Raw genomic sequence first — 21,485 nt, 5'->3', positions numbered from 1 at the left:
GTCTGTGGTTCGACTCGAACGCGTGCGCGTGAGGAAAGCCGCAAGTGCCTGCTTCACCGCGTCGATCACGGATGCAGATGCATCCCTCGCCGAAGTTCGTCCTCAGTCTACCAGCGACCCCGATACGATGAACACGCCCGATCGAGGAGGAGAACCCCATGGACTACGGCTGGATGTCGCACGCGCTCGGCTGGCTCATCGGCGTCATGTCGGTGTGCGCCACGATCGGCGCGTTCGGAGCGCTGTGGTCGCTCGGCCGTTCGGGCAGCTACAAGGACTGATTCGTCCGCACGCTGCGCACCGCTGCGACACGCGCGACGAGCCCTTCGAGGGCTCCGGTGCCGTCGATGCGCATCCCCGCTTCGTCCGTGGCGAGCGGTTCGAGCAGCTCGAGCTGCGATGCCAGGAGCGCCGGCGGCATGAAGTGGTCGCGTCGCGACATCCGCTCGTGCAGATCGGTCGCGGGCACGACCAGTTCGACGAACCACGCGTCGACGCAGGTCTGACGGATGCGGTCGCGATACGACCTGCGCAACGCCGAACACGCCACCACCGAGGGCGCCGTGCGCACGAGCGTGTGTGCGACGGCATCCAGCCACGGCTCGCGGTCCGCGTCTTCGAGCGGCACACCGGCCCGCATCTTGGCGATGTTCGCCTTCGGGTGCAGGTCGTCGCCGTCGGTGAAACGTGCCCCCAGCCGCGCCGCGAGCGCGGCTCCGACGAGCGACTTGCCCGATCCGCTCGGGCCCATCACGACGATCCGCATGGGGTCATGCTGTCACGTGGCTTCTGCTCACACGGCCTGCCGCGCCGCGGTGAGCGTCACGCCCCCGCGGTGTAACACGCACATGCCAGCATCTAGGCTGGAAAGCGACCGGAGACAGGAGTACGAGTGACCGAGAACGCAGCGAACATCGGCGTGGTCGGGCTTGCGGTGATGGGGTCGAACCTCGCCCGCAACCTGGCATCCCGCGAGGGCAACACGGTGGCGGTGTTCAACCGCAGCGCGGAGAAGACCGAGCACCTGGTGGCCGAGCACCCCGAGGCGGAGTTCGTCCCGGCCTTCTCGTACCAGGAGTTCGCCGCGTCGCTGCAGCAGCCGCGCACCGCGATCATCATGGTCAAGGCCGGCCGTCCGACGGATGCCGTCATCGATGAGCTCATGAACGTGTTCGAGCCCGGCGACATCATCATCGACGGCGGCAACGCGCTGTTCACCGACACGATCCGCCGTGAGCAGACCGTGCGCGAACGCGGCTTCAACTTCGTCGGCATGGGCGTCTCGGGCGGTGAAGAGGGCGCACTCCTCGGCCCGTCGCTGATGCCCGGCGGCCCGGACGAGGCGTGGGTCACGCTCGGTCCGATCCTGCGCTCGATCGCGGCCGTCGCCGAGGGCGAGCCGTGCGTCACGCACGTGGGCCACGACGGTGCCGGGCACTTCGTGAAGATGGTGCACAACGGCATCGAGTACGCCGACATGCAGCTCATCGCCGAGGCGTACGACCTCATCCGCCGCGGCACCGGCAAGACCCCGGCGGAGATCGCCGACATCTTCGCCGAGTGGAACACCGGCGAGCTGGAGAGCTACCTCATCGAGATCACCGCCGAGGTGCTGCGTCAGACCGACGCCGCCACCGGGCAGCCGCTGGTCGACATCATCCTCGACTCCGCCGGCGCCAAGGGCACCGGTGCGTGGACCGTGCAGACCGCGCTGGATCTCGGCGTGCCGGTCTCGGGCATCGCCGAGGCGACCTTCGCACGGTCGCTGTCGAGCCACCGCGAGCAGCGTGCCGTCTCGGGCGACCTGCCCGGCCCCGAGGGCGAGTTCACGGTCGCTGACGCCGACGCGTTCATCGAGCAGGTGCGCCTGGCCCTGTACGCGTCGAAGATCGTCGCGTACTCGCAGGGCTTCGACGAGATCCGCGCCGGCGCCGCCCAGTACGGCTGGACGATCGACCTCGGCGCCGTCAGCAAGATCTGGCGCGCCGGCTGCATCATCCGCGCCCAGTTCCTCAACCGCATCGCCGACGCCTACGCGGCCGAGCCCGAACTGCCGGTGCTGCTGACCGCCCCCTACTTCGTCGAGGCACTGCAGCGCGCCCAGTCGTCGTGGCGCGAGATCGTGCAGGTCGCCGCGGGCGCCGGCATCCCCGCCCCCGCGTTCAGCTCGTCGCTGTCGTACTACGACGGGCTGCGCGCCGAACGTCTGCCCGCGGCCCTCATCCAGGGCCAGCGCGACTTCTTCGGCGCCCACACCTACCGCCGCATCGACAAGGAAGGCACCTTCCACACCCTGTGGTCGGGCGACCGTTCCGAGATCGAGGCAGAGGACACGCACTGACGCTGCGATGACAGACACCACGAGGGCCGCCGGATGATCCGGCGGCCCTCGCTGCATGCACGGGGATGATCAGCGCGTGATGTCCTTCACCACGCCCTTGTCCGGTGGGCTCATCGGCGAGCAGCACGCGCGGGCGTGAGCTATGCGCGAGAGTGCGGGACTCTCAGCCCACGCATAGCCGATGCCATAGGCATCTCATAGATATGTGTCCACAATGGAGACCATGACCGCTCCCGCCGCCACAGCCACCGCCCTGCACCGTCCCGACGGGTCGCCCCTGCGCGTGCTCGTCGTCGACGACGAGCAGATGCTCACCGACCTGCTGTCGATGGCCTTGCGAATGGAGGGGTGGGAGGTCCGCACCGCGGGCTCGGGCTTCGACGCCCTCACCGCCGCGCGCGAATTCGACCCCGACGCCATGGTGCTCGACATCATGATGCCCGACCTCGACGGCATGGCGGTGCTGCAGCGACTGCGGCAGGGCGGCAACGAGGTGCCGGTGCTGTTCCTCACGGCGAAGGATGCCGTCGCCGACCGTGTCGCCGGTCTCACCGCCGGCGGTGACGACTACGTCACGAAGCCCTTCAGCCTCGAAGAGGTCGTCGCCCGGCTGCGCGGTCTCATGCGTCGCGCCGGCACCGCACTCGCAAGCGGCGCCGACCCGATCCTTCGGGTGGGAGACCTCACGCTGAACGAGGACTCGCACGAGGTCGAGCGCGACGGCGAGGAGATCGAACTGACGGCGACGGAGTTCGAGCTGCTCCGGTTCTTGATGCGCAACCAGCGTCGCGTCGTCTCGAAGGCGCAGATCCTCGACCGCGTCTGGAACTACGACTTCGGCGGCCGCTCCAGCGTCGTCGAACTGTACATCTCGTACCTGCGCAAGAAGCTCGACGCGGGCCGCGATCCGCTCATCCACACGGTCCGCGGCGTCGGCTACATGATCAAAGCCCCACAGTGACCGCGGTACCCGTGGCACGGCGTCGTCGCTGGAGCCTGCAGACACGCCTCATCGTCACCGTCGTGAGCTTCGTCTCACTCATCCTCATCGCGGTGGGCCTCGCGACCGGCGCCATTCTCGGCACGATCCTCCGCGAGAATCTCGATGCATCGGTGCAGGACATCCGGGTGCGCTGGACGGCGTACAACACGGCCGCCGAAGTCCTGGAGGCGAGTCCACAGGATGAGGGCACGCTGCTGGTCGGGCGCAATCTCGCCGGCACGACCGGCGCCTACATCAACGCCGACCGCGAAGTGGTCGAACTGACATCGGATCAGGTCGACCAAGTCGTCGACGGCGCGAAGGATCCGCGCATGAGCACCGTCACGATCGACGGCGTCGGTGAATACCGGGTCCAGTCCGACAGCGACCCCTCGGGCCTGTGGGTCATCACCGGCAAGCCGACCTCCGACCTGACCTCGACGATCGGACGCATCCTCACGACCGTGGCGCTGCTCACCGCGGGCGGCCTGCTGCTGCTCGCCGCCGTCATCTCGCTCGTCATCCGTCATTCCCTGCGGCCCCTGCGCGCCGTCGCCGAGACTGCGACGCGCGTCGCCTCGCAGCCGCTCGCGCAGGGCGCGGTGTCGATCGCGCACCGTGTGCCGGCCGAAGAGGCCGACGAACGCACCGAGATCGGCCGTGTCGGCGCCGCATTGAACACCCTGCTCGACCACGTCGACACCTCGCTCGCGGCAAGGCAGCGCAACGAAGAGCGGATGCGCGCGTTCGTCGCGGATGCCAGCCACGAACTGCGCACACCGCTGGCATCCATCCGCGGCTATTCGGAGCTGTCGCTGCGCGGCATCCGTCAGCAGCGCGAAGCGACCGGCACGGCGCGCGCCGTGAAGGCGCAGGCCGAAGCAACCGCGCAGAACACCGAGCAGTCGCTCGAACGCATCCAGGCGCAGTCGCTGCGCATGACGACACTCGTCGAAGATCTGCTGCTGCTGGCACGACTCGACGAGGGCAAAGAACTCGTCTATGGCGCGGTCGATCTGACCCGCCTCGCGATCGACGCCGTCGCCGATGCGCAGGCCGCGCGCCCCGACCACGAGTGGCTCATCGACGCCGGCGAAGAACCCGTTGTCGTCGCAGCCGACGCGGCGCGACTGCAGCAGGTGGCGGTGAACCTGCTCGCGAACGCCGGTGTGCACACGCCCCCGGGCACGCGGGTGACCGCCTCGGTCGCCGTGGAAGACGGCGAGGCCGTGCTGCGCGTGCACGACGACGGCCCCGGCATCGATCCCGCCGTCCGCGACGCCCTGTTCGAACGGTTCGCGCGCGCCGACGTGTCGCGGGCTCGGCAAACCGGCGGCACGGGACTCGGGCTGTCGATCGTGAAGGCGATCGTCGACGCGCACGGCGGACGGATCGACGTCACGAGCGAACCCGGGTCGACCACGTTCGAGGTCCGGCTGCCGGCACGCCCCGCAGATCCTTCGGCCTGACGGCCGGGGTCAGGCGCGCACCGATTCGGTCCAGGCGGCCAGGTCGGCAGCGAGCGCCTCGAGCTAGTGAGCCGGCCGGCATCAGTACCCGGAGAACGCGTCGGTCGTGATCGCGTGCGCCTTCTCAAGCGCGGGCGCGAGATCTGCGATCAGCCCGGGAGGTCCAGAGATGTAGGCGTGGCGGTGGGCGATGTCAGGCACGAGCTCGACGAGGCTGTCGGCGGTCAGGCGCCCACCTCCCGCCCAACGCCAGTGCCCGGGCAGGGAGGACGGCTCGGTCTTCGTGACGATGATCACCGGCACACCAGACGCCTCGAGGTCGTCGCGGAACGCGAGTTCTTCGGCACCGCCTGCGACGTACACGAACACCACATCGCGCTGCTGCGCGGCATGACGCAGGTGACGCAGCTGCGACACGAACGGTGTCACGCCGATGCCGGCAGCGACCATGAGGACCGGGGTCGAAGGCTTCGCGGGCAGGACGAAGTCCCCCCAGATGCCGGTCACCGGCAGCATCCGTCCTGCCTCGACCTGCGCAAGCGCCTTCTTGTAGCTGGACTGCGACCCTTCGCGCAGCGCGATCTTCACGAGCGGCAGCTCTTCGGGTGCCGACACGATGCTGAACTCGCGCCGCGTGCCGCGCGCGTCCGCGTGCGCATGCGGCACCTCGAGCTCGAGGTACTGCCCCGGAGCGAAGCGCACCCCGCGGCCGGCGCGGAAGGTGAGTTCACGCACGGTCGGCGTGAGCACGGTGCGCTCGACGAACTCGAGCCGCACGGCCGAGCGGAAGCAGAACAGGAACGCGACGAGATTGCCGATCAGCAAGGCATGCTCGGGGCTCACCCTGAAGAGGACAAACAGTCCCGGCCATCCGGCGAGCACACCGACGACCGCAGCGATGACGCACTGCTGCCAACGACGCGGCGGGAGCGTCAATGGCTCAGACAGCATGAACGCGCCGAGGAAAAGGTACGGCGAACTCCACACGAGCTGCGAGACGATCGTGCCGACGTCGAACGAGACGCCCGCGTCGACATACGCGAACGCCGTCGTCGCAAAGGAGACGACGAGCGCAATCACCACGAAGAGGCCGACGACGCGCACCTTCTCCGTGCGAAGCAGCACAATGAGCCCAGCGACGATCACCGGCGCGGCCAGCGCCGGAGTTCCCACCCACCAGGCGGAGGCGCCGAGCTCGGGGAGCCAGGTGCTGACGATCGTCAACACGGCGGCCCCGACCGCGGCCGGATTGAAGATGTGACGGCCCTGCCAGACCAGCAGGTACTTCGACGCCGATGCGACAACCGCCGCGATCGCAAGCCCGGTGAGTTCAAGCGGTTCCAGCGACGGTCGCAGCACGAACAGCAGGATGAGCGCGGTGATGAGCGACGACTCCAGCCGCCACGCTTTGCCGAGGATGCGATGCGCGACGGCATCGGTCGCAGCCGCGGCGACCGACAGCACGATCGCCGCGGCGATGAGCTCGAGCGGCCCGTACGCGATCGCCTGGAACAGCGAGAGTGCGAGGGCGAGCACCGCCAGCGCCCCGAGCAGCAGCAAGACCAGTCGGTACATCGAGACGCGACCGATGATCGCGTAGACGCGGTTCCAGACCGTCGTGAGCGTGCTCAGCATGATTCCACGCTATCGCCGCACGAACAGGTCGGCGCCGCAACCGGGCGACCATTCGACACTGCCGTCCGTCGTCATGCGCACCCACTCCACACCCCACTGGTGCGCAAGCTTCGGGCCCCCGTCGAAGAACAGCGCCGTCGCGATCGCATCGGCGTGCATCGCGTCGGGAGCGACTGCCCACGTCGCCGCGATCGTTCGCACCGGCTCGCCCGTGCGCGCATCGAGCACGTGGTGCAGTCCGTCACCCCACGCGCGCCGGTTCACGGCCGACGCGCACAGCGCCCGGTCGGTGACCTCCCAGACGCCGATCGCACGCGTCGCGTCGTACGGGTGCTCGAGCGCGACCCGCTCGGTGCCGGTGATGGCGAGGTCGCCGCTCGCGTCGATCGTGATGTCGCCGGCGATCCAGGACTCCAGCGCAGCGCCGACCACATCGACGAGGCGCCCCTTGCCGAGCGCGCCGACGTCGATCGTGGCGGGTCGTGCAACGGAGAGCTCGGCCGCACTCCAGGTGAGCAGATTGCGCCAGTCGGCGGGCGCCGGCTCTGCCCCGCGGTCGACGAGCGAATAACGCGCGTCGTAGCCGCGCCGGGCCAGCGCCTCGCCCACGAGCGGGTTCACTGCGCCGCCTGTCGCCTCGGACAGTGCGACGTAGGCGTCCAGCATCCCGGCGGTGTCGGACGGCGCAGGCACGGTGCCGCCCTCGCGCGCCAGCGCGGCGATGAGCGAGTCGTCGCGGAATCGCGACCAGTCACGGTCGAAGGCCTCGACGACCGTCGTGACGGCTGTCCGCGCGTCGCTCGGCAACGGCGCCTCGGTGTGGATCGTCCAGCCGGTGCCGATCGCGTCGAAGCGCCATTCGGATGCCGGCGCGCTCATCACGCGGCTGCTTCGGACTTGATCGTCTCGACCGCGTCGTTGAAGCCGCCGCTGGTGAGCGATGACCCGGCGACCTTGCTGACCGAGATCTCGTCGATGTCGACCCCGACGACGACGTCGGCGATGCCGCCGATGAACTCCGACTGATACTGCTCGGACTCACGGGCCTGCGGGTCGCCGGTCACCTCGACGGCGGTGATGACGTCGTCCTCGAGCGTGAGCGTGACCGAGATGGTCTCGATCGTGCCGGCCTGCGGCGAGTAGCTGCCCTCGGCCGTGTACGTGCCGTCGGCGTAGTCACTCTCACCCGAATCCGTCGTTGTCGACGAGTCGGTGGTTTCCGTCGTCGACGTGTCGCTGGAGGTGTCTGTGGTGTCACTCTCGGTGGCGGCTGCGCCGGCGCACCCGGCGAGCAACGCGACGCCGACGACGGATGCGGCGACTGCGCCGACGCGGACCTCGCCGGGTACGGCGGTGGTGCGGATCATGACGGTCCTCCTGAGGTCGTGCCCTGTCCGGCGGGATCTCCGGTGCGGGAATGCCCCCACGCTAACCGTGAAGTCACGGCATTCCCTATGGCATTCCTCTGCGTCAGCGTGGAAAGCCGAAGGGTGCAGTGGCGCTGATCAGGCCGCGCCGTCGAACATGCTGGTGACCGAGCCGTCCTCGAACACCTCGCGGATCGCGCGGGCCAGCAGCGGAGCGATCGGCAGGACCGTGAGCCCCGGGAACTGCTTCTCCTCCGGCAGCGGCAGCGTGTCGGTGACGACCACCTCGTCGACCGAGTCGTCTTGCAGACGCTCGGCGGCGGGGTGGCTGAACACGGCGTGGGTGGCGGCGACGATGACCCGCTCGGCACCGTTCGCCTTGAGCGCCTGCGCGGCCTTCACGATCGTGCCACCGGTGTCGATCATGTCGTCGACGAGCAGGCACACCCGGCCCTCGACGTTTCCGACGATGTCGGCGACGGTGACCTGGTTGGCGACGTTCGGGTCGCGGCGCTTGTGGATGATCGCCAGGGGTGCACCGAGACTGTCCGACCAGGTGTCAGCGACCCGCACACGACCGGTGTCGGGCGAGACGACGGTGAGCTTCTCACGGTCCTCGGGCGACAGGTTCTGCTCGAAGTAGTCGAGCAGCACGGGCTTGGCGAACAGGTGGTCGACGGGGCCGTCGAAGAAGCCCTGGATCTGCGCCGCGTGCAGGTCGACGCTCATGACGCGGTCGGCGCCGGCGGTCTTGAACAGGTCGGCGACCAGGCGTGCGCTGATCGGCTCACGACCGCGACCCTTCTTGTCCTGCCGCGAGTACGGGTAGTACGGCGCGACGACGGTGATGCGCTTGGCCGACGCACGCTTGGCCGCGTCGAGCATGATGAGCATCTCCATCATCCACTCGTTGACGGGCGGACCGAACGACTGGATGAGGAAGATGTCGCATCCGCGAACCGACCGCTCGAAGCGGGTGAGGATCTCGCCGGAGGCGAAGACGCGGTGCTCGGTGGGCGCCAGCTCCGTGCCGAGCTCCTGTGAGACCTGACGGGCGAGTTCGGGGTGCGAACTGCCCGAGGCGACGACGAGTCGCTTCTTGGTCTTGACCACGAGGCCCGGGGCGATGTCGTCCCGCTCGAGCTCAGCCTTCTTGTTGCGCGCCATCGTCCGCCTTCTGTGCGGACCGGGCTCGGGCTGCGACATCTGCCGCGCCCGTCCCCGGTCGGTTCTTCTCGACCCACCCCTCGACGTTGCGCTGAGGGGCGACGCTCAAGGCCAGTGCGCCGGCCGGGACGTCCTTGCGGATGACGGCTCCCGCGCCGGTCTTGGCGCCATCACCGATCCTAACGGGCGCGACGAACACGTTGTGCGAGCCGGAATGCACCTCGTCGCCGATCTCGGTGCGGTGCTTGGCGAGATCGTCGTAGTTCGCGGTGATCGCGCCGGCACCGAGGTTCACCCGCTCACCGATCGTCGTGTCGCCGATGTACGACAGGTGCGGCACCTTGCTGTCGGCGCCGATCGTCGAGTTCTTGATCTCGACGAACGTGCCCACCTTGCCGCCGTCGCCGAGCACGGCGCCCGGCCGCAGGTAGGCGAAGGGACCGACGGTCGCGCCGGCGCCGATGACGGCGAGCGTCGCGTCGGTGCGGGTGACACGCGCATCCTCGCCGACCTCGCAGTCGACGAGGCTCGTGTCGGGGCCCACCACCGCGCCCGCGGCGATCGTCGTCGCACGCTGGATGTGGGTGTTCGGCAGCACCGTGACGTCGGGGGCGAGCGTGGCGGTCACGTCGATCCACGTCGTGTCGGGGTCTTGGATCGTGACGCCGGCGAGCTGCCAGCGGCGCACCGTGCGGGCGTTGAGGCGCTTGCCGGCATCCGCCAGCTGGGCACGGTCGTTGACGCCGAGCGTGACCGCGACATCGGCCGCGACCGTGGCGGAGACCGTCAACCCGTCGCCGCGGAGCAGCCCGATGACGTCGGTGAGGTATTTCTCCCCCTGCGCGTTGGCGGTGCCGACGCGGGCGAGTTCGGTGCGCAGCTCGGTCGCGCGGAAGACGTAGACGCCGGCGTTGATCTCGCGCGCTGCGGCCTCCTCGGCGGTGGCATCCTTCTGCTCGACGATGCGGTCGACACCGCCGTCGGCATCGCGGATGACACGGCCGTAGCCGGTCGGGTCGTCGACGATCGCGCTCAGCAGGGTCGCTGCCGCGGCTGCGGTGCGGTGCGCGTCGATGAGCGCGGCGAGCGTGTCTGCGTCCAGCAGTGGCACGTCACCGCTGAGGACCAGCACGTCGCCGTCGAAGCCGTCGAGCTGATCGAGCGCGACCTCGACGGCACGGCCTGTGCCGGGAATCTCGTCCTGGTCGACGACGACCACCTCGGGCGAGACCCCGAGCACGGCTTCGGCGACCTGGTCGCGTTCATGGCGGACGACGACGAGCACGCGCTGCGGCGCGAGGTCGCGCGCGGTGTCGAGCACGTGACCGACGAGCGGGCGCCCGCCGATGCGGTGCAGCACCTTCGGCAGCGACGACTTCATGCGCGTGCCCTGCCCCGCGGCCAGGATGACGACCGCGAGCGAGCTGTCGAGCGTGTTCTGTGTCATGCTCCGCCGCCAGGACTCGAACCTAGACCTCACAGCTCCAAAGGCTGTCGTGCTGCCATTACACCACGGCGGAACGCGCCGCCCGCGGGCGGGCGGGCGCCCGACAAGTCTGCCATGCGCCCGCCCGTCCGCAGCGCGTCAGCGCCGGTCAGCGCCGCACGACGACCTCGAGGTCGCGGCTCGTGGTCTCCCCCGCCGCGTTCGCGAAGACGACACGGTAGGTGTGGGTGCCGACGGATGCCCCGTCGACCGTGAGCCGGGCACGCTGCGCTGCGGGCGTTGCCGCGGTCAGCGAGCCCTCGGAGACGAGTTCTCCGTCTTCGTAGAACCGATACGACGTCGCGTTGGTGCCCCACCACATGTCGGCCGTCACGGTGTAGGCGCCGTCGCGGTCGCGGTTGTCGTGGCTGAGCACGGGCATGCCGGGGTTCGCCGCCGTCACGCTGACGGTGACCGGCGTGACCGCCGTCTCGCCCTGCGTGTTGACGAGCACGCCCGTGTAGGCGTAGGTGCCGTTGGCGCGACCGGTGATCGGCACGGTCGCGAGCTGCGCCTTCGTTCCGCGGTACTCCAGCGGCACGGTCGCGATCAGCACGCCGTTCTCGTAGAGGCGGAACGACGAGGCGTTCTGCCCCCACCACAGGTTCATCGTGATGCGGTAGTCGCCGTCGCGAAGACCCGTGTCCCAGCCGTTGTCGTGCGAGAGCGCACCGCGCGCGGGCGCTGCGGTCGCGGTGTCGGCATCGGTTTGGACGAGTCCCGCGCGCACCTCGGCGAGGCGCGCCACGGCTGCCGCGACGGCTTCGGCTGCGGGCCAGTCGGCCGCGACGAGCACCTGCGCGACGGCGACGGCATCGGCCACCGGAGCGAACGACCACGGCGTGTAGTCGGAGGCGACGAGTGCGGCGAGTTGCGCGGCGTCGGCTGCGAGGGCGTCGGTGTCGACCCGTTCGCCCGCACGCTGCAGCCGGATCTCGTCGATCGTGCCCCATGCCCCTGCCGCAAGCGACGCCTCGACCGCGACCGTCAGGATGCCGTCGGCGCCCACGGTGATCGGTTCGGTCGTCGCGGTGTCGAACACCTGCCACCCCGTCAGGGCGAGGTCGGCGCCGGCCTCGGCGTCGCCGGCGCGGGCGACGACGCGGATGCTGTCGCCAGCCGCCTCACCGTCACCCTGCGCCGTCGCGCTGAGCGTGTAGGTGCCGGGCGTCACGGCGGTGATGCGCTGGCTGACCGTGAACGTGTAGGCGGCGTCCGCCCAGAACGAAACCGCTCGGTCTCCGGCTGCGGCATCCGCCGTCGCGCCTCTGCTCGCCCCCGCCCCGGCGATCGTCCAAGCCTCGCCGTCGGCATCTTCGAAGCCGGGGTCGACGACCCACTGCTTGGCCGTCACGGTCACGGTTGCGACCGCCGCGGCGCCGGTGTCGGTCGTGCCGGGGATCTCGTACACGCCAGAGCTTTCGATCGCGGCGAGCGCGGCATCCGACCAGCTCACCGGAACGGCCTCGACGACGCCGTTCCATCGGCGCACGTCGACGGTGTCGGGCAGCGCGATCGACTCCCCTTCGACCGCATCGATCGCGACCGGGAGCACGGTCGGGGCGGGTTCTGCCCCCACCAGTTCGAGCGCGTCGAGTGCGGCCTCGAGCCGCGTGAGTGCGGCGTCGACGAGATCGGCGTCAGGTCGCTGCGATGCGAGCACCGTGTCTGCGATGCGGAGCGCGGCGTCGAGGTCCGCCAGCGAGTCGGCCGTGACGATGTCGCGGTCGATCGCTTCGGCCCGGTCGACGGCGGCCTGCAGCGCCGAGGTGTCGACGCCGACTGCGGCCGCGCGCGTCAGGACGAGATCGTCGATCGTGCCCCACGCGCCGGCCGGCAGCGATGCCGAGATCTCGACCGTCACCGATCCGCCGTCTTGGACGCTCACGGCATCCGTCGTCGGGGTCGACCAGTTGCGCCAGCCGCGCAGTTGAAAGCCGGCATCCTGGGTCTGAGCACCGGAGCGCACCGTGAGCGTCACGCTGCCGGTGTCACCCTCACCGTCGCCCTGCAGCGCGCCCGACGCGGTGTAGTCACCGGCGGGCAGCCCCGTCACCGTCTGCGACAGCGTGAAGGTGTACGCGCTCGCGGCGTAGAAGTGCGCCGATCGGGTGCCCGACCGCGGGTCATCGGTGGCGCGCAACCGCAGCGCCGTGCCGCTGGACTGCCACATCGAGACGTCTGCGTCTTCGAACCCGGGGTTCCGCAGCGCGTTGACGGCCTGCACGATGACCGTCGCCGTCACAGCGTGGCCGGATGCCGTGGTGCCGCCGACGGTGTACTCGCCGGGACCGGAGATGTAGTCGGCCTCATCGGACCACGTGACCCGCTCGGCTTCGGTGCTGTCGTCGTTGTAGGTCACGTCGACCGTCTCGGGCAGCACGATCTGATCGCCGTCGGTGACGGTGATCGTCGGCGATGCGACCGACACCACCTCGCGGGGCGCGACGGCACCGGTGCGGGCGTAGGAGAAGACATTGAGCGATTCGAGCGGTGTGCCGTCGGCGGCGAACATCGCCTGGTTGTCCCAGGCCGACCCGCCGTACCAGTGGCCGGCATCCTCGGGGTCGTACTCCCCCGCGTAACTCGAGGCCCAGCCCGACCCGTCGCGCTCCCACAGCAGCTTGTTCTGCTCGAGCTGCGAGGGCGGACCGACCGGCAGCCAGGCCGGCTCCCAGTAGAAGACGCCGATGCCGGCCTCGCCCACGTCGGCGACTGCCTGGATGACATCGCGGACGGCGGTGGCCTGCCCCTGCACGCTGAGCGGATACTGGGTCGCCTCACTCGCCAGGTCGATCACGTTGCCGTGTCCGTCGCCGTCTTCGAGGGTCGTCGCCCACGACGTCTCGGCCACCATGACCTCCTTGCCGTAGGTCGTGGCGACCTGCGACAGGACCGAGGTGAGGTTCGTCGTCGTGCCGTGCCAATACGGGTAGTAGGACGAGGCGAACACGTCGTAGTCGACGTCGTAGTTGTCGAGCTGTGCCGCATACCCGGCGTAGCGACCGCTGGACTCGGGGTTGGTGAAGTGCACAGCGACCTTCGCGTCTGGCGTGACGTCGCGGACCGCCGCGGAGCCCGCTGCGAAGATCTGCGACATCCCCGCCCACCCGGTGACGCCTGCGACGGCGCCGTTGGTCTCGTTGCCGACCTGCACCATCTGCACGTCGACGCCGGCGGTCACGAACTGCTCGAGCGCGTCGGTCGTGAACGCGGTGACCGCGTCGGCCTTCGCTGCGACATCGAGCGATGCCCACGCCTTCGGCGCCTGCTGCTTGGCGGGGTCGGCCCAGAAGTCGGAGTAGTGGAAGTCGACGAGCACGCCCAGGCCGGCATCCGTCGCGCGCTCACCGATTTCGACGGCCCGGGCGACATCGACGTCGCCGCCGCCGTACCCGTTGCCGTCGGCGTCGAACGGGTCGTTCCAGACCCGCACCCGCACGTCGGTGATGCCGTGGTCGGCGAGCACGTCGAACAGGTCCGCGACCTGTCCGTCGGCATCGCGGAACACGACGCCGGACGCCTCGAGCGACAGCACGGACGAGACGTCGACACCGTTGATGAAGTCGGTGGGCAGGTTCTCGACCTTCTTCACGACGATGCCGGCCTCGACCGGCCCGTCGGCGGCGGATGCCGGGGTCGCTGCGATCAACGGTGCTGCGAGGGCTGCCGTCGCGAGCGCGGCGACGGCTGCGCGGCTGGGACGGTGGCCTGGGGTGGAACGCACGGGTGTCTCCGATCGTCGTCGATCCCCGCACGCGGCATCGCGCCCGGGAGAACTGTTACCGGTCACAGGGTGCCGTGCGCGAGCGCTTGCGCGGTACTGGTCGGCCGGTTCCGTTACCGAACTGTGACCGGTTCCAGGGGATCGGCCAGGGAATCAGCCACCGACACATCGCGCTGCGAATGCGCCTCCGGTGGGAGGATGGCGGGATGAGCGCCGAACACGACGAGGTCGATCGCATCGTCGGCGCGTGGGTGACTCAGCGCCCCGACCTAGACTTCTCCCCGCTCGAAGTGCTCTCGCGCGTCGACCGGCTCTCCCGGCACCTCGACCGCGCCCGTCGCGAGGCGTTCCGCCGCAGCGAGTTGGAGCCGTGGGAGTGGGACGTGCTCTCTGCGCTGCGCCGCGCGGGCGAGCCGTATCAGCTGAGCCCCAAGCAGCTGCTGCAGCAGACGCTGGTCTCCAGCGGCACGATGACGAACCGCATCGACCGACTCGTCGGGCGCCGTCTCGTGCGCCGCGAAGCCGACCCGGGCGACGGTCGCAGCGTGCTGGTCACCCTCACCGAAGACGGCCGCACGCGCGTGGATGCCGCGATCACGCGCCTCGTCGACGCCGAAGCGCACCTGCTCGGCGTGCTCGCCCGCGCCGACCGCGACCGGCTCGCCGGCCTGCTGCGCAAACTCAGCCTCGGCTTCGACGCCTGAGGCCACCCCGCGTCGATCGACCGCGACGCCGACTGCTCGCCCGTCACGATCACGGGCCGCAGCGCCGCGTTCGTGACAGGCGAGCGGCCCGCGGTCAGCCGAGCTGCTCGGACAGCTCCAGCCAGCGGTCCTCGAGCGCTGAGACCTCGGACTCGATCGCCTGGATCTCGGCCATCTTCTCGCCGAGTCCGACATAGTCGGCCTGGTCGTGGTCGGCGAGCCGGTCGCGGCGGGTCACGGCATCCTGCTGCAGCTTCTGCATGCGCCGTTCGGTCGCCGCGAGCTCCTTCTGCGCCGCGCGCAGGTCGGCGCCCGAGAGCGCGGGCACTGCGGGCTGCGTCGAACCGTTCGTGGATGGGCCGGATGCCACCGGACGCGCACGCTGCTCGGCGCGCCGCCGCAGGTACTCGTCGACGCCCCCCGGCAGGTGCCGCAGCCGCCCGACGCCGTCGGCACCTGGCAGGATCGCGTACTGCTGGTCGGTGACGCGCTCGAGGAAGTACCGGTCGTGCGAAACCACGATGAGGGTGCCCGGCCACGAGTCGAGCAGGTCTTCCATCGCCGCGAGCATGTCGGTGTCGAGGTCGTTGGTCGGCTCGTCGAGGATCAGCACGTTCGGCTGCTGCAACAGGATCAGCAGCAGCTGCAGGCGGCGCTTCTGCCCACCCGACAGATCCTTCACCGGGGTCGAGAGCTGCGCGCTCGAGAAGCCCATCCGCTCGAGAAGCTGACCCGGAGTCAGTTCAGTCGCCTTCGACCCCGATCCGAACGTGTAGGTCGTGCGCAGCCGCGAGATGACGACGCGCACCGGATCGTCGAGGTGCTCCTCCAGCTCATCGAGCCGCTGCGTGAGGGTTGCGACCTGCACCGTCTTCCCGCGTTTGACGCGGCCACCGGTCGGCTGCACCTCGCCGGAGATCAGCCCCAGCAGGGTGGACTTGCCGGCGCCGTTGACACCGAGGATGCCGGTGCGCTCCCCCGGCGCGAGCCGCCACTCGACATCCGCCAGCACGCGCGTCTCGCCGTAGGCGACGGAGGCATCCAGCAGGTCGACGACGTCTTTCCCGAGTCGGGAGACGGCAAGCGAGGCGAGGTCGACCTTGTCGCGGATCTCGGGAACGTCCTCGATGAGCACGTTCGCCGCGTCGATGCGGAACTTCGGCTTCGAGGTGCGCGCAGGCGCGCCGCGCCGCAGCCAGGCGAGCTCCTTGCGCGCGAGGTTCTGCCGGCGCTGTTCGATCACGGCCGCCTGCCGGTCGCGTTCGACGCGCTGCAGGATGTACGCGGCGTACCCGCCCTCGAACGGCTCGACAATGCGGTCGTGCACCTCCCACGTCGTCGTGCACACCTCGTCGAGAAACCAACGGTCGTGCGTGACGACAAGCAGCCCGCCCGCGTTCGCAGCCCACCGCGTCTTCAGGTGCGCGGCAAGCCAGGCGATCGCCTCGACGTCGAGGTGGTTGGTGGGCTCGTCGAGGAACAGCACGTCATGGTCGCCGACCAGCAAGGCGGCGAGCGACACGCGTCGTCGCTGCCCACCCGACAGGCCCTGCACCGGACCGTCCCACTCCAGGTCGCCGAGGAGGCCCGAGATGACGTCGCGGATGCGGGCACTGCCGGCCCATTCGTGGTCGGGGGTGTCACCGACGACCGCCTCGCGGATTGTGAGGGTGTCATCGAGCACGTCGGCCTGGTCGAGCACGCCGACGTGCACACCGCCGCGGACGGTCACACGACCGGCATCCGGTTCAGCGAGCCCCGCGAGCATGCGCAGCAGACTCGATTTGCCGTCGCCGTTGCGTCCGACGACGCCGATGCGGTCGCCCTCGTCGATGCCGAGACTCACGCCGTCGAAGACGACCTTGGTCGGATACTCGAGGTGCAGCCCCTCGGCGCCCAGCAGATGCGCCATGGGGACGCCCCTCCTTCGTTCGGGCTTCCAGTCTAGGGACGCGGGCCGGCGCTGCGGTCCACGGCGGGAGTCGGAGCGTCCTCAGCGTGGGCGTAGGCGTGGGCGTCGGCGTCGAGAAGTCGGCCGAGCTCTTCGAGGGATGCCGTCAACTGCCCGCCGGCGTCATCCCATTGGGTCGTGAGCTCGGTGAACCGGTCCGACGTGCCCAGTTCACCCGAGACGAGACCGTCGACGAGTGAGCGCAGATTGGCCAACTGCGAACGGATCGAGCGCGCCCCTGCCGTGAGCTGACCGGCGACACCGGCGAGCGATTCCGACGTGGCACGAATCTGCGTCATGGACTTCCTCCAGAGGTCGTCGGGTCGACCCTCGCGCGCCCGGGCGGACGCAGCGGGAACAACCAGCGTATGCACCCGCATGCACCGGGTCGATGGGGAGAAGTCCCCATCACAGCCTCGGTCAGTACCAGATGCCGAGCACGGCCGCCTCGGGCCATGACAGCAACGCCGCAGCCGCCGACACACCCGAACCGGTCACCCGGCCGGCACGTGCGAGCGTGCGCAGGTCGACCGAGCCGAGCACCGCCGAGGAGAGCTCGGAGACTCCCAGCCGCACGTCGGTCGCGGCATCATCCGGCGCGGCCGAAACGGAGCCGGCGCCGGACTCGTTCGTCTGCAACAGGTATCGGCCCTCGGCGATGCCGAGCGGATCTGTCACCTCGAGCACGACGCGGCCGACGCGGTCATACCGTCGCGCCTGCAAGACGGCCGGCACGTCGAGCACGCGCAGGTACTGATGGTCTTCGAGCGTGCGGGTCGCCGCGCGAACGTCGTCGATCATCCACACGACCGGATCGTCTGGTGAGCGCAGCGAGGCGCTGACCGTGCCGACGAGGTCGTGGTCGACGAGGTAGCGCCAGAGCGCCGCCGCCGCGTCGTCGGTCTCGGTGATGAGGGTCACGACGTCGATCTTCGCCTTTGTGAAATCGTCGTGGTTCTCGGACACCGTGTAGGTGAGGATGCCGCGTGCGGCACCGTCTGCGTCTGCGTAGCGCACGCAGCGCACCTTGCCGCCCTCCTTCGCGTCGGGCGCCGTGCCGGTGAAGCGGTCTTCGTGCCCCGGGGGCAGCGAGATGTCGCCGGGACGACTCAGCCTGACGCGGTCGTGCAGTTCGGCGACGAGGTCGCGTGCCGACTCGCGCGAGATGAGGTCGACGCGGCCACCTGGCCGCGGCCCGACCCAATCCGCACGCTTGACGTCGATCTCGATCGTGCAGGCCGTCGTCGCGACGCCGAACCCGTAGCGCCCGTAGAGGGTGGATTCGGAGACGGTGAGCATCGCGATCGGCACCCCGGCGCTGACGGCCGCGCGCAGTTCGCCTTCGAGCATGGCCCGGGCGATCCCACGACGGCGGTGCGTCTGGGCGACCGTGACGGCGCTGATGGCAGCAGCCGGCAGCGTCGTCCGACCCGGGAGCGTCAGCTCGCCGATCCACGAGTCGACCGTGCCCACGGGCACGTCAGGATGGGGCGCCGATGCGTCGTAGATGCCGGTGATCCGCTTGTCCGCGTTCCGAACCACCGACGCGTCGAGCTGCTCCTCGCTGGACTCGGGCCCCTGAAACCCACGCGCGACCGCCTGCAGCCAAGGCCGCACGGCGTCGCCGGTGACGAGGCGCATGTCGAGCCCTCCGTCCCGCAGTCGGGCAGCCGAGGTCTCATCGACGGGTCGCGTCGTCCAGTCCTGCGTCATGATGCGCTCACCACTCTCGTTCCACCGACGGGTCCGTGCACGTGCCGGACATCGTGTCCTTCTTCTGCGAGCCGCTCGCCGATCATGGCTGCGGCATCGGGATCTGCTGCGAGGAACGCGACCGTCGGGCCCGATCCCGACACGAGCCCCGTCAACGCGCCGTGCCCGATCCCGTCCGCGACGAGGTCGGCCAGCGCGGGGCGCAAGGCGCACGCGGCCGCTTGCAGATCGTTTCGGGCAGCGCGGGCCAGCGTTGCGGCATCCCCCGCGCGGAGCGCCTGCAGCACCTGCGGGTCGACGACGGGGTCGCCTGCATCGGGCGCGATGTCGGGGCGACGCTGCGCCCGCAGGCGATCGAGCTCGCCGTAGACGACGGGCGTCGACAGCCCCTCACCGTCGGTCACGAGCACCCAATCGAAGCGCCCACGCGCCAACGCCGGGCTGAGCTGGTCGCCGCGACCGGTGCCGACGGCAGTGCCCCCGAGCAGCGCGAACGGCACGTCTGCACCGAGCCGGGATGCCAGATCGTGCAGCCGCGCGACCGGCAGGCCCGTGCGCCACAGCGCGTCGCATGCGACCAGCGCGGCTGCGGCGTCGGCCGAACCGCCTCCCATGCCACCCGCAACCGGCACGTGTTTGTCGACCACGAGATGGACCCCGCCGGTGTAGCCGGTCTCGCTCGCCAGCAGCCGTGCCGCGCGGATCGCCAGGTTGCGGTCGTCGAGCGGCACACCTTCGACATCGACGGAGCCCGTCACCGCGATCGTGAAATCGTCGGATGGTGTCGCCACGACTTCTTCGACGGCCGAGACGGCCTGATAGACCGACGCGACATCGTGGTAGCCGTCAGGCTGCACGTCGCCGACCGCGAAGAACACGTTCAGCTTGCCGGGTGCCCGTACGAGCACCCGGTCAAGCGTCGCGCCGTGGCTCACAGTGCGGTCGAGTCCGCCCACAGATCGACATCGATGCCGTCGGACAGCGCGTCGATCTGCTCGAGTTCTTCGGTGTCGAACGCGGGCCCGTCGAGGGCTGCGAGGTTCTCGTCGAGCTGCGAGGCACGCGAGGCGCCGATGAGCGCAGAGGTGACCACAGGGTCGCGCAGCACCCACTGGATCGCCATCTGGGCGAGCGACTGTCCGCGACGCTGCGCGATGTCGTTGAGGCTGCGCAGCGTCGCGAGGCCCTTCTCGCTGAGCTGGTCGCGGCCCGACATCGACGACCGCTGCTGCGCACGCTCCGCGGTGCCGTCGCCGAGGTACTTGCCGGTGAGCAGTCCCTGCGCGAGCGGGGTGAAGGCGATCGCGCCCATGCCCTCCTGCCGCAGTACATCGATCAGTCCGTCCTCGACCCAGCGGTTGAGGACCGAGTACGCGGGCTGGTGGATCACCAGCGGTGTGCCCAGCTCGCGCGCGGCGGCCTGCGCCGCAGCGGTGCGTTCGGCGCTGTACGACGAGATGCCCACGTAGAGCGCCTTGCCCTGGCGCACGAGCGTGTCGAGGGCGCCCACGGTCTCTTCGATCGGGGTGTCGGCGTCGGGGCGGTGCGAGTAGAAGATGTCGACGTAGTCGACGCTCATGCGCTGCAGCGACTGCTCGGCGCTCGCGATCAGGTACTTGCGTGAGCCCTGGGTGCCGTAGGGACCCGGCCACATGTCGTAGCCGGCCTTCGACGAGATGATGAGCTCATCGCGGTACGGCGCGAAGTCCTCGCGCATCATGCGGCCGAAGTTCGTCTCGGCCGAGCCGTAGGGCGGCCCGTAGTTGTTCGCCAGGTCGAAGTGCGTGATGCCCCGGTCGAACGCGTGGCGCAGGAGGGCGCGCTGGTTGTCGAAGGGGATGTTGTCGCCGAAGTTCCACCACAGGCCGAGCGAGATCGGCGGCAGATACAGCCCCGATGAGCCCACCTGGCGGTACGAAGAACCCTCGTAGCGGTCGTCGGCTGCGGTGTAGGGGCGGTGCAGGTCGCCGCCGCGGGAGGGCGGGAAGCGTTCGGTGTCGGTCACCTGTCCAGGCTAGCGACCCGCGGCGACTTCGGCGATGCGGTGGAAGTCGTCGACGGTGAGCTGCTCGCCGCGCGCGGTCGGTGCCACGCCGGCCCGTTCGAGGATCTCGGATGCCGATGCCGCCGACCCGCCCAATACCAACGAGAGCGCCTGCCGCAGCATCTTGCGACGCTGCTGGAAGGCCGCATCGATGACGGCGAACGTGCGGCGGCGTTCGTCTTCTGTCCCTCGCGGTTCGGGGTTGCGGGTGAAGCCCACCAGCACGCTGTCGACGTTGGGCACCGGCCAGAACACCTGGCGAGAGACGGTGCCGGCGAGCCGCCACGGGCCATACCAGGCAGCCTTCGCGCTCGGCGCGCCGTAGACCTTCGAGCCTGGAGCTGCGGCCAGCCGCTCCCCCACCTCGGCCTGCACCATGACGACGCCGCGCTCGAGACCGGGGAAGGTCTCGAGGAAGTGCAGCAGCACCGGCACGCTGACGTTGTAGGGCAGGTTCGCAACCAGCACGTTCGGGTCCCCCGGCAGCTCGTGCACGTGCAGGGCGTCGGCGTCGACCACCGTGAGCGCGCCCGTCGCGACGCCATGCGCTGCTGCCGTGGCAGGCAGCCGTTCGGCCAGGCGATGGTCGATCTCGACGGCCGTGACGGGGGCTCCGGTCTCGAGGATCGCGAGGGTCAGCGACCCCAGCCCCGGACCGATCTCGACGACCCGGTCGTCGGCGGTGACCGATGCCGCCTGCACGATCTTGCGAACCGTGTTCGCATCGACGACGAAGTTCTGCCCCAGCTTCTTCGTCGGGGTCACGTCGAGCGCAGCGGCGAGCGTGCGGATTTCGGCGGCTCCGAGCAGGGTCACGGGCATGAAGATCACTGTACCCAGCAGACGGTCGGCACTCTGCCAGCCCGTCGTCACCAGTCGTTTACGTGCCCGGCACTCCC

Annotated in this window: 18 protein-coding genes and 1 tRNA gene; 5 read left to right on the top strand and 14 right to left on the bottom strand. The window is 69.9% G+C overall.

The window, feature by feature from the left end:
• The first annotated feature begins 158 nt into the window (after positions 1–158).
• Positions 159–281: a hypothetical protein gene (locus ACSF8R_RS02340; RefSeq protein ID WP_434810227.1), complete on the top strand. Its 123-nt coding sequence runs from the start codon at positions 159–161 to the stop codon at positions 279–281.
• Here ACSF8R_RS02340 and ACSF8R_RS02335 read toward each other — a convergent pair.
• Positions 269–766 (bottom strand): gluconokinase, encoded by a 498-nt coding sequence (locus ACSF8R_RS02335; protein WP_434810226.1) that lies wholly within the window; start codon positions 764–766, stop codon positions 269–271. The genes ACSF8R_RS02340 and ACSF8R_RS02335 overlap by 13 nt on opposite strands.
• Positions 767–892: 126 nt before the next feature.
• On the opposite strand from ACSF8R_RS02335, the gene gndA reads away from it, so the two are divergent.
• The 3 genes from gndA (at position 893) to ACSF8R_RS02320 (ending at position 4,792) form a co-directional block, all read left to right on the top strand.
• Complete coding sequence (gene gndA / locus ACSF8R_RS02330) at positions 893–2,341, top strand: NADP-dependent phosphogluconate dehydrogenase (protein ID WP_434810225.1); 1,449 nt, start codon at positions 893–895, stop codon at positions 2,339–2,341.
• 223 nt (positions 2,342–2,564) lie between these two features.
• A complete protein-coding gene (locus ACSF8R_RS02325; RefSeq protein WP_434810224.1) occupies positions 2,565–3,302 on the top strand; it encodes a response regulator transcription factor in 738 nt (245 codons plus the stop codon).
• Positions 3,303–3,313: 11 nt separating this feature from the next.
• Entirely contained in the window at positions 3,314–4,792 is a 1,479-nt protein-coding gene (locus ACSF8R_RS02320; protein WP_434810223.1) for a sensor histidine kinase, read from the top strand.
• Between the two features lie 81 nt (positions 4,793–4,873).
• Here ACSF8R_RS02320 and ACSF8R_RS02315 read toward each other — a convergent pair whose 3' ends face one another.
• The 7 genes from ACSF8R_RS02315 to ACSF8R_RS02285 form a co-directional block, all read right to left on the bottom strand.
• Positions 4,874–6,427, bottom strand: coding sequence for an FAD-dependent oxidoreductase (locus tag ACSF8R_RS02315; protein ID WP_434810222.1), 1,554 nt, complete (start codon positions 6,425–6,427; stop codon positions 4,874–4,876).
• 9 nt (positions 6,428–6,436) lie between these two features.
• A complete protein-coding gene (locus ACSF8R_RS02310) occupies positions 6,437–7,306 on the bottom strand; it encodes an FAD:protein FMN transferase (protein WP_434810221.1) in 870 nt (289 codons plus the stop codon).
• The gene (locus ACSF8R_RS02305) at positions 7,306–7,794 is read right to left on the bottom strand and encodes an FMN-binding protein (RefSeq protein WP_434810220.1); all 489 of its coding nucleotides are present in this window, start codon (positions 7,792–7,794) and stop codon (positions 7,306–7,308) included. The genes ACSF8R_RS02310 and ACSF8R_RS02305 overlap by 1 nt, the downstream gene beginning before the upstream one ends.
• 138 nt (positions 7,795–7,932) lie before the next feature.
• Positions 7,933–8,961 (bottom strand): ribose-phosphate diphosphokinase, encoded by a 1,029-nt coding sequence (locus ACSF8R_RS02300; protein WP_434810219.1) that lies wholly within the window; start codon positions 8,959–8,961, stop codon positions 7,933–7,935.
• Complete coding sequence (glmU, locus tag ACSF8R_RS02295; protein ID WP_434810218.1) at positions 8,939–10,408, bottom strand: bifunctional UDP-N-acetylglucosamine diphosphorylase/glucosamine-1-phosphate N-acetyltransferase GlmU; 1,470 nt, start codon at positions 10,406–10,408, stop codon at positions 8,939–8,941. The genes ACSF8R_RS02300 and glmU overlap by 23 nt, the downstream gene beginning before the upstream one ends.
• A gap of 1 nt (position 10,409) precedes the next feature.
• Positions 10,410–10,481: transfer RNA gene (locus ACSF8R_RS02290), tRNA-Gln, on the bottom strand.
• 75 nt (positions 10,482–10,556) lie between these two features.
• Positions 10,557–14,174 (bottom strand): glycosyl hydrolase 53 family protein, encoded by a 3,618-nt coding sequence (locus ACSF8R_RS02285; RefSeq protein ID WP_434810217.1) that lies wholly within the window; start codon positions 14,172–14,174, stop codon positions 10,557–10,559.
• 206 nt (positions 14,175–14,380) lie between these two features.
• Between ACSF8R_RS02285 and ACSF8R_RS02280 the strand changes: the two genes are divergently transcribed.
• Positions 14,381–14,878, top strand: coding sequence for a MarR family winged helix-turn-helix transcriptional regulator (locus ACSF8R_RS02280; protein WP_434810216.1), 498 nt, complete (start codon positions 14,381–14,383; stop codon positions 14,876–14,878).
• A 94-nt stretch (positions 14,879–14,972) separates the two neighbouring features.
• On the opposite strand, the gene ACSF8R_RS02275 is transcribed toward ACSF8R_RS02280, so the two are convergent.
• The 6 genes from ACSF8R_RS02275 to rsmA form a co-directional block, all read right to left on the bottom strand.
• Complete coding sequence (locus ACSF8R_RS02275) at positions 14,973–16,790, bottom strand: ABC-F family ATP-binding cassette domain-containing protein (RefSeq protein ID WP_434810215.1); 1,818 nt, start codon at positions 16,788–16,790, stop codon at positions 14,973–14,975.
• Positions 16,791–16,822: 32 nt separating this feature from the next.
• Complete coding sequence (locus ACSF8R_RS02270) at positions 16,823–17,128, bottom strand: WXG100 family type VII secretion target (RefSeq protein ID WP_434810214.1); 306 nt, start codon at positions 17,126–17,128, stop codon at positions 16,823–16,825.
• A 121-nt stretch (positions 17,129–17,249) separates the two neighbouring features.
• Positions 17,250–18,542, bottom strand: coding sequence for a GNAT family N-acetyltransferase (locus ACSF8R_RS02265; RefSeq protein ID WP_434810213.1), 1,293 nt, complete (start codon positions 18,540–18,542; stop codon positions 17,250–17,252).
• Entirely contained in the window at positions 18,539–19,498 is a 960-nt protein-coding gene (locus tag ACSF8R_RS02260; protein WP_434810212.1) for a 4-(cytidine 5'-diphospho)-2-C-methyl-D-erythritol kinase, read from the bottom strand. Before ACSF8R_RS02260 ends, ACSF8R_RS02265 begins: the two co-directional genes overlap by 4 nt.
• Positions 19,474–20,547 carry an L-glyceraldehyde 3-phosphate reductase gene (gene mgrA / locus ACSF8R_RS02255; protein WP_434810211.1) on the bottom strand — a complete coding sequence of 358 codons (1,074 nt, stop codon included), beginning with the start codon at positions 20,545–20,547 and terminating at the stop codon, positions 19,474–19,476. Before mgrA ends, ACSF8R_RS02260 begins: the two co-directional genes overlap by 25 nt.
• Before the next feature lie 9 nt (positions 20,548–20,556).
• A complete protein-coding gene (gene rsmA / locus ACSF8R_RS02250) occupies positions 20,557–21,408 on the bottom strand; it encodes a 16S rRNA (adenine(1518)-N(6)/adenine(1519)-N(6))-dimethyltransferase RsmA (RefSeq protein WP_434810210.1) in 852 nt (283 codons plus the stop codon).
• Between the last annotated feature and the right edge of the window lie 77 nt (positions 21,409–21,485).

The sequence above is a fragment of the Microbacterium sp. bgisy189 genome (assembly GCF_965345345.1).
GTDB lineage: Bacteria > Actinomycetota > Actinomycetes > Actinomycetales > Microbacteriaceae > Microbacterium.
Note: the sequence above shows the minus strand (reverse complement) of the source record. Positions and strands in the feature narration are given on the sequence as shown.

Coding starts and splice junctions, on each gene's coding strand:
- ACSF8R_RS02340 (WP_434810227.1), top strand. CDS start 159: ATGGACTACGGCTGGATGTCGCACGCGCTCGGCTGGCTCATCGGCGTC.
- ACSF8R_RS02335 (WP_434810226.1), bottom strand. CDS start 766: ATGCGGATCGTCGTGATGGGCCCGAGCGGATCGGGCAAGTCGCTCGTC.
- ACSF8R_RS02325 (WP_434810224.1), top strand. CDS start 2,565: ATGACCGCTCCCGCCGCCACAGCCACCGCCCTGCACCGTCCCGACGGG.
- ACSF8R_RS02315 (WP_434810222.1), bottom strand. CDS start 6,427: ATGCTGAGCACGCTCACGACGGTCTGGAACCGCGTCTACGCGATCATC.
- ACSF8R_RS02310 (WP_434810221.1), bottom strand. CDS start 7,306: ATGAGCGCGCCGGCATCCGAATGGCGCTTCGACGCGATCGGCACCGGC.
- ACSF8R_RS02305 (WP_434810220.1), bottom strand. CDS start 7,794: ATGATCCGCACCACCGCCGTACCCGGCGAGGTCCGCGTCGGCGCAGTC.
- ACSF8R_RS02300 (WP_434810219.1), bottom strand. CDS start 8,961: ATGGCGCGCAACAAGAAGGCTGAGCTCGAGCGGGACGACATCGCCCCG.
- glmU (WP_434810218.1), bottom strand. CDS start 10,408: ATGACACAGAACACGCTCGACAGCTCGCTCGCGGTCGTCATCCTGGCC.
- ACSF8R_RS02280 (WP_434810216.1), top strand. CDS start 14,381: ATGAGCGCCGAACACGACGAGGTCGATCGCATCGTCGGCGCGTGGGTG.
- ACSF8R_RS02275 (WP_434810215.1), bottom strand. CDS start 16,790: ATGGCGCATCTGCTGGGCGCCGAGGGGCTGCACCTCGAGTATCCGACC.
- ACSF8R_RS02270 (WP_434810214.1), bottom strand. CDS start 17,128: ATGACGCAGATTCGTGCCACGTCGGAATCGCTCGCCGGTGTCGCCGGT.
- ACSF8R_RS02265 (WP_434810213.1), bottom strand. CDS start 18,542: ATGACGCAGGACTGGACGACGCGACCCGTCGATGAGACCTCGGCTGCC.
- rsmA (WP_434810210.1), bottom strand. CDS start 21,408: ATGCCCGTGACCCTGCTCGGAGCCGCCGAAATCCGCACGCTCGCCGCT.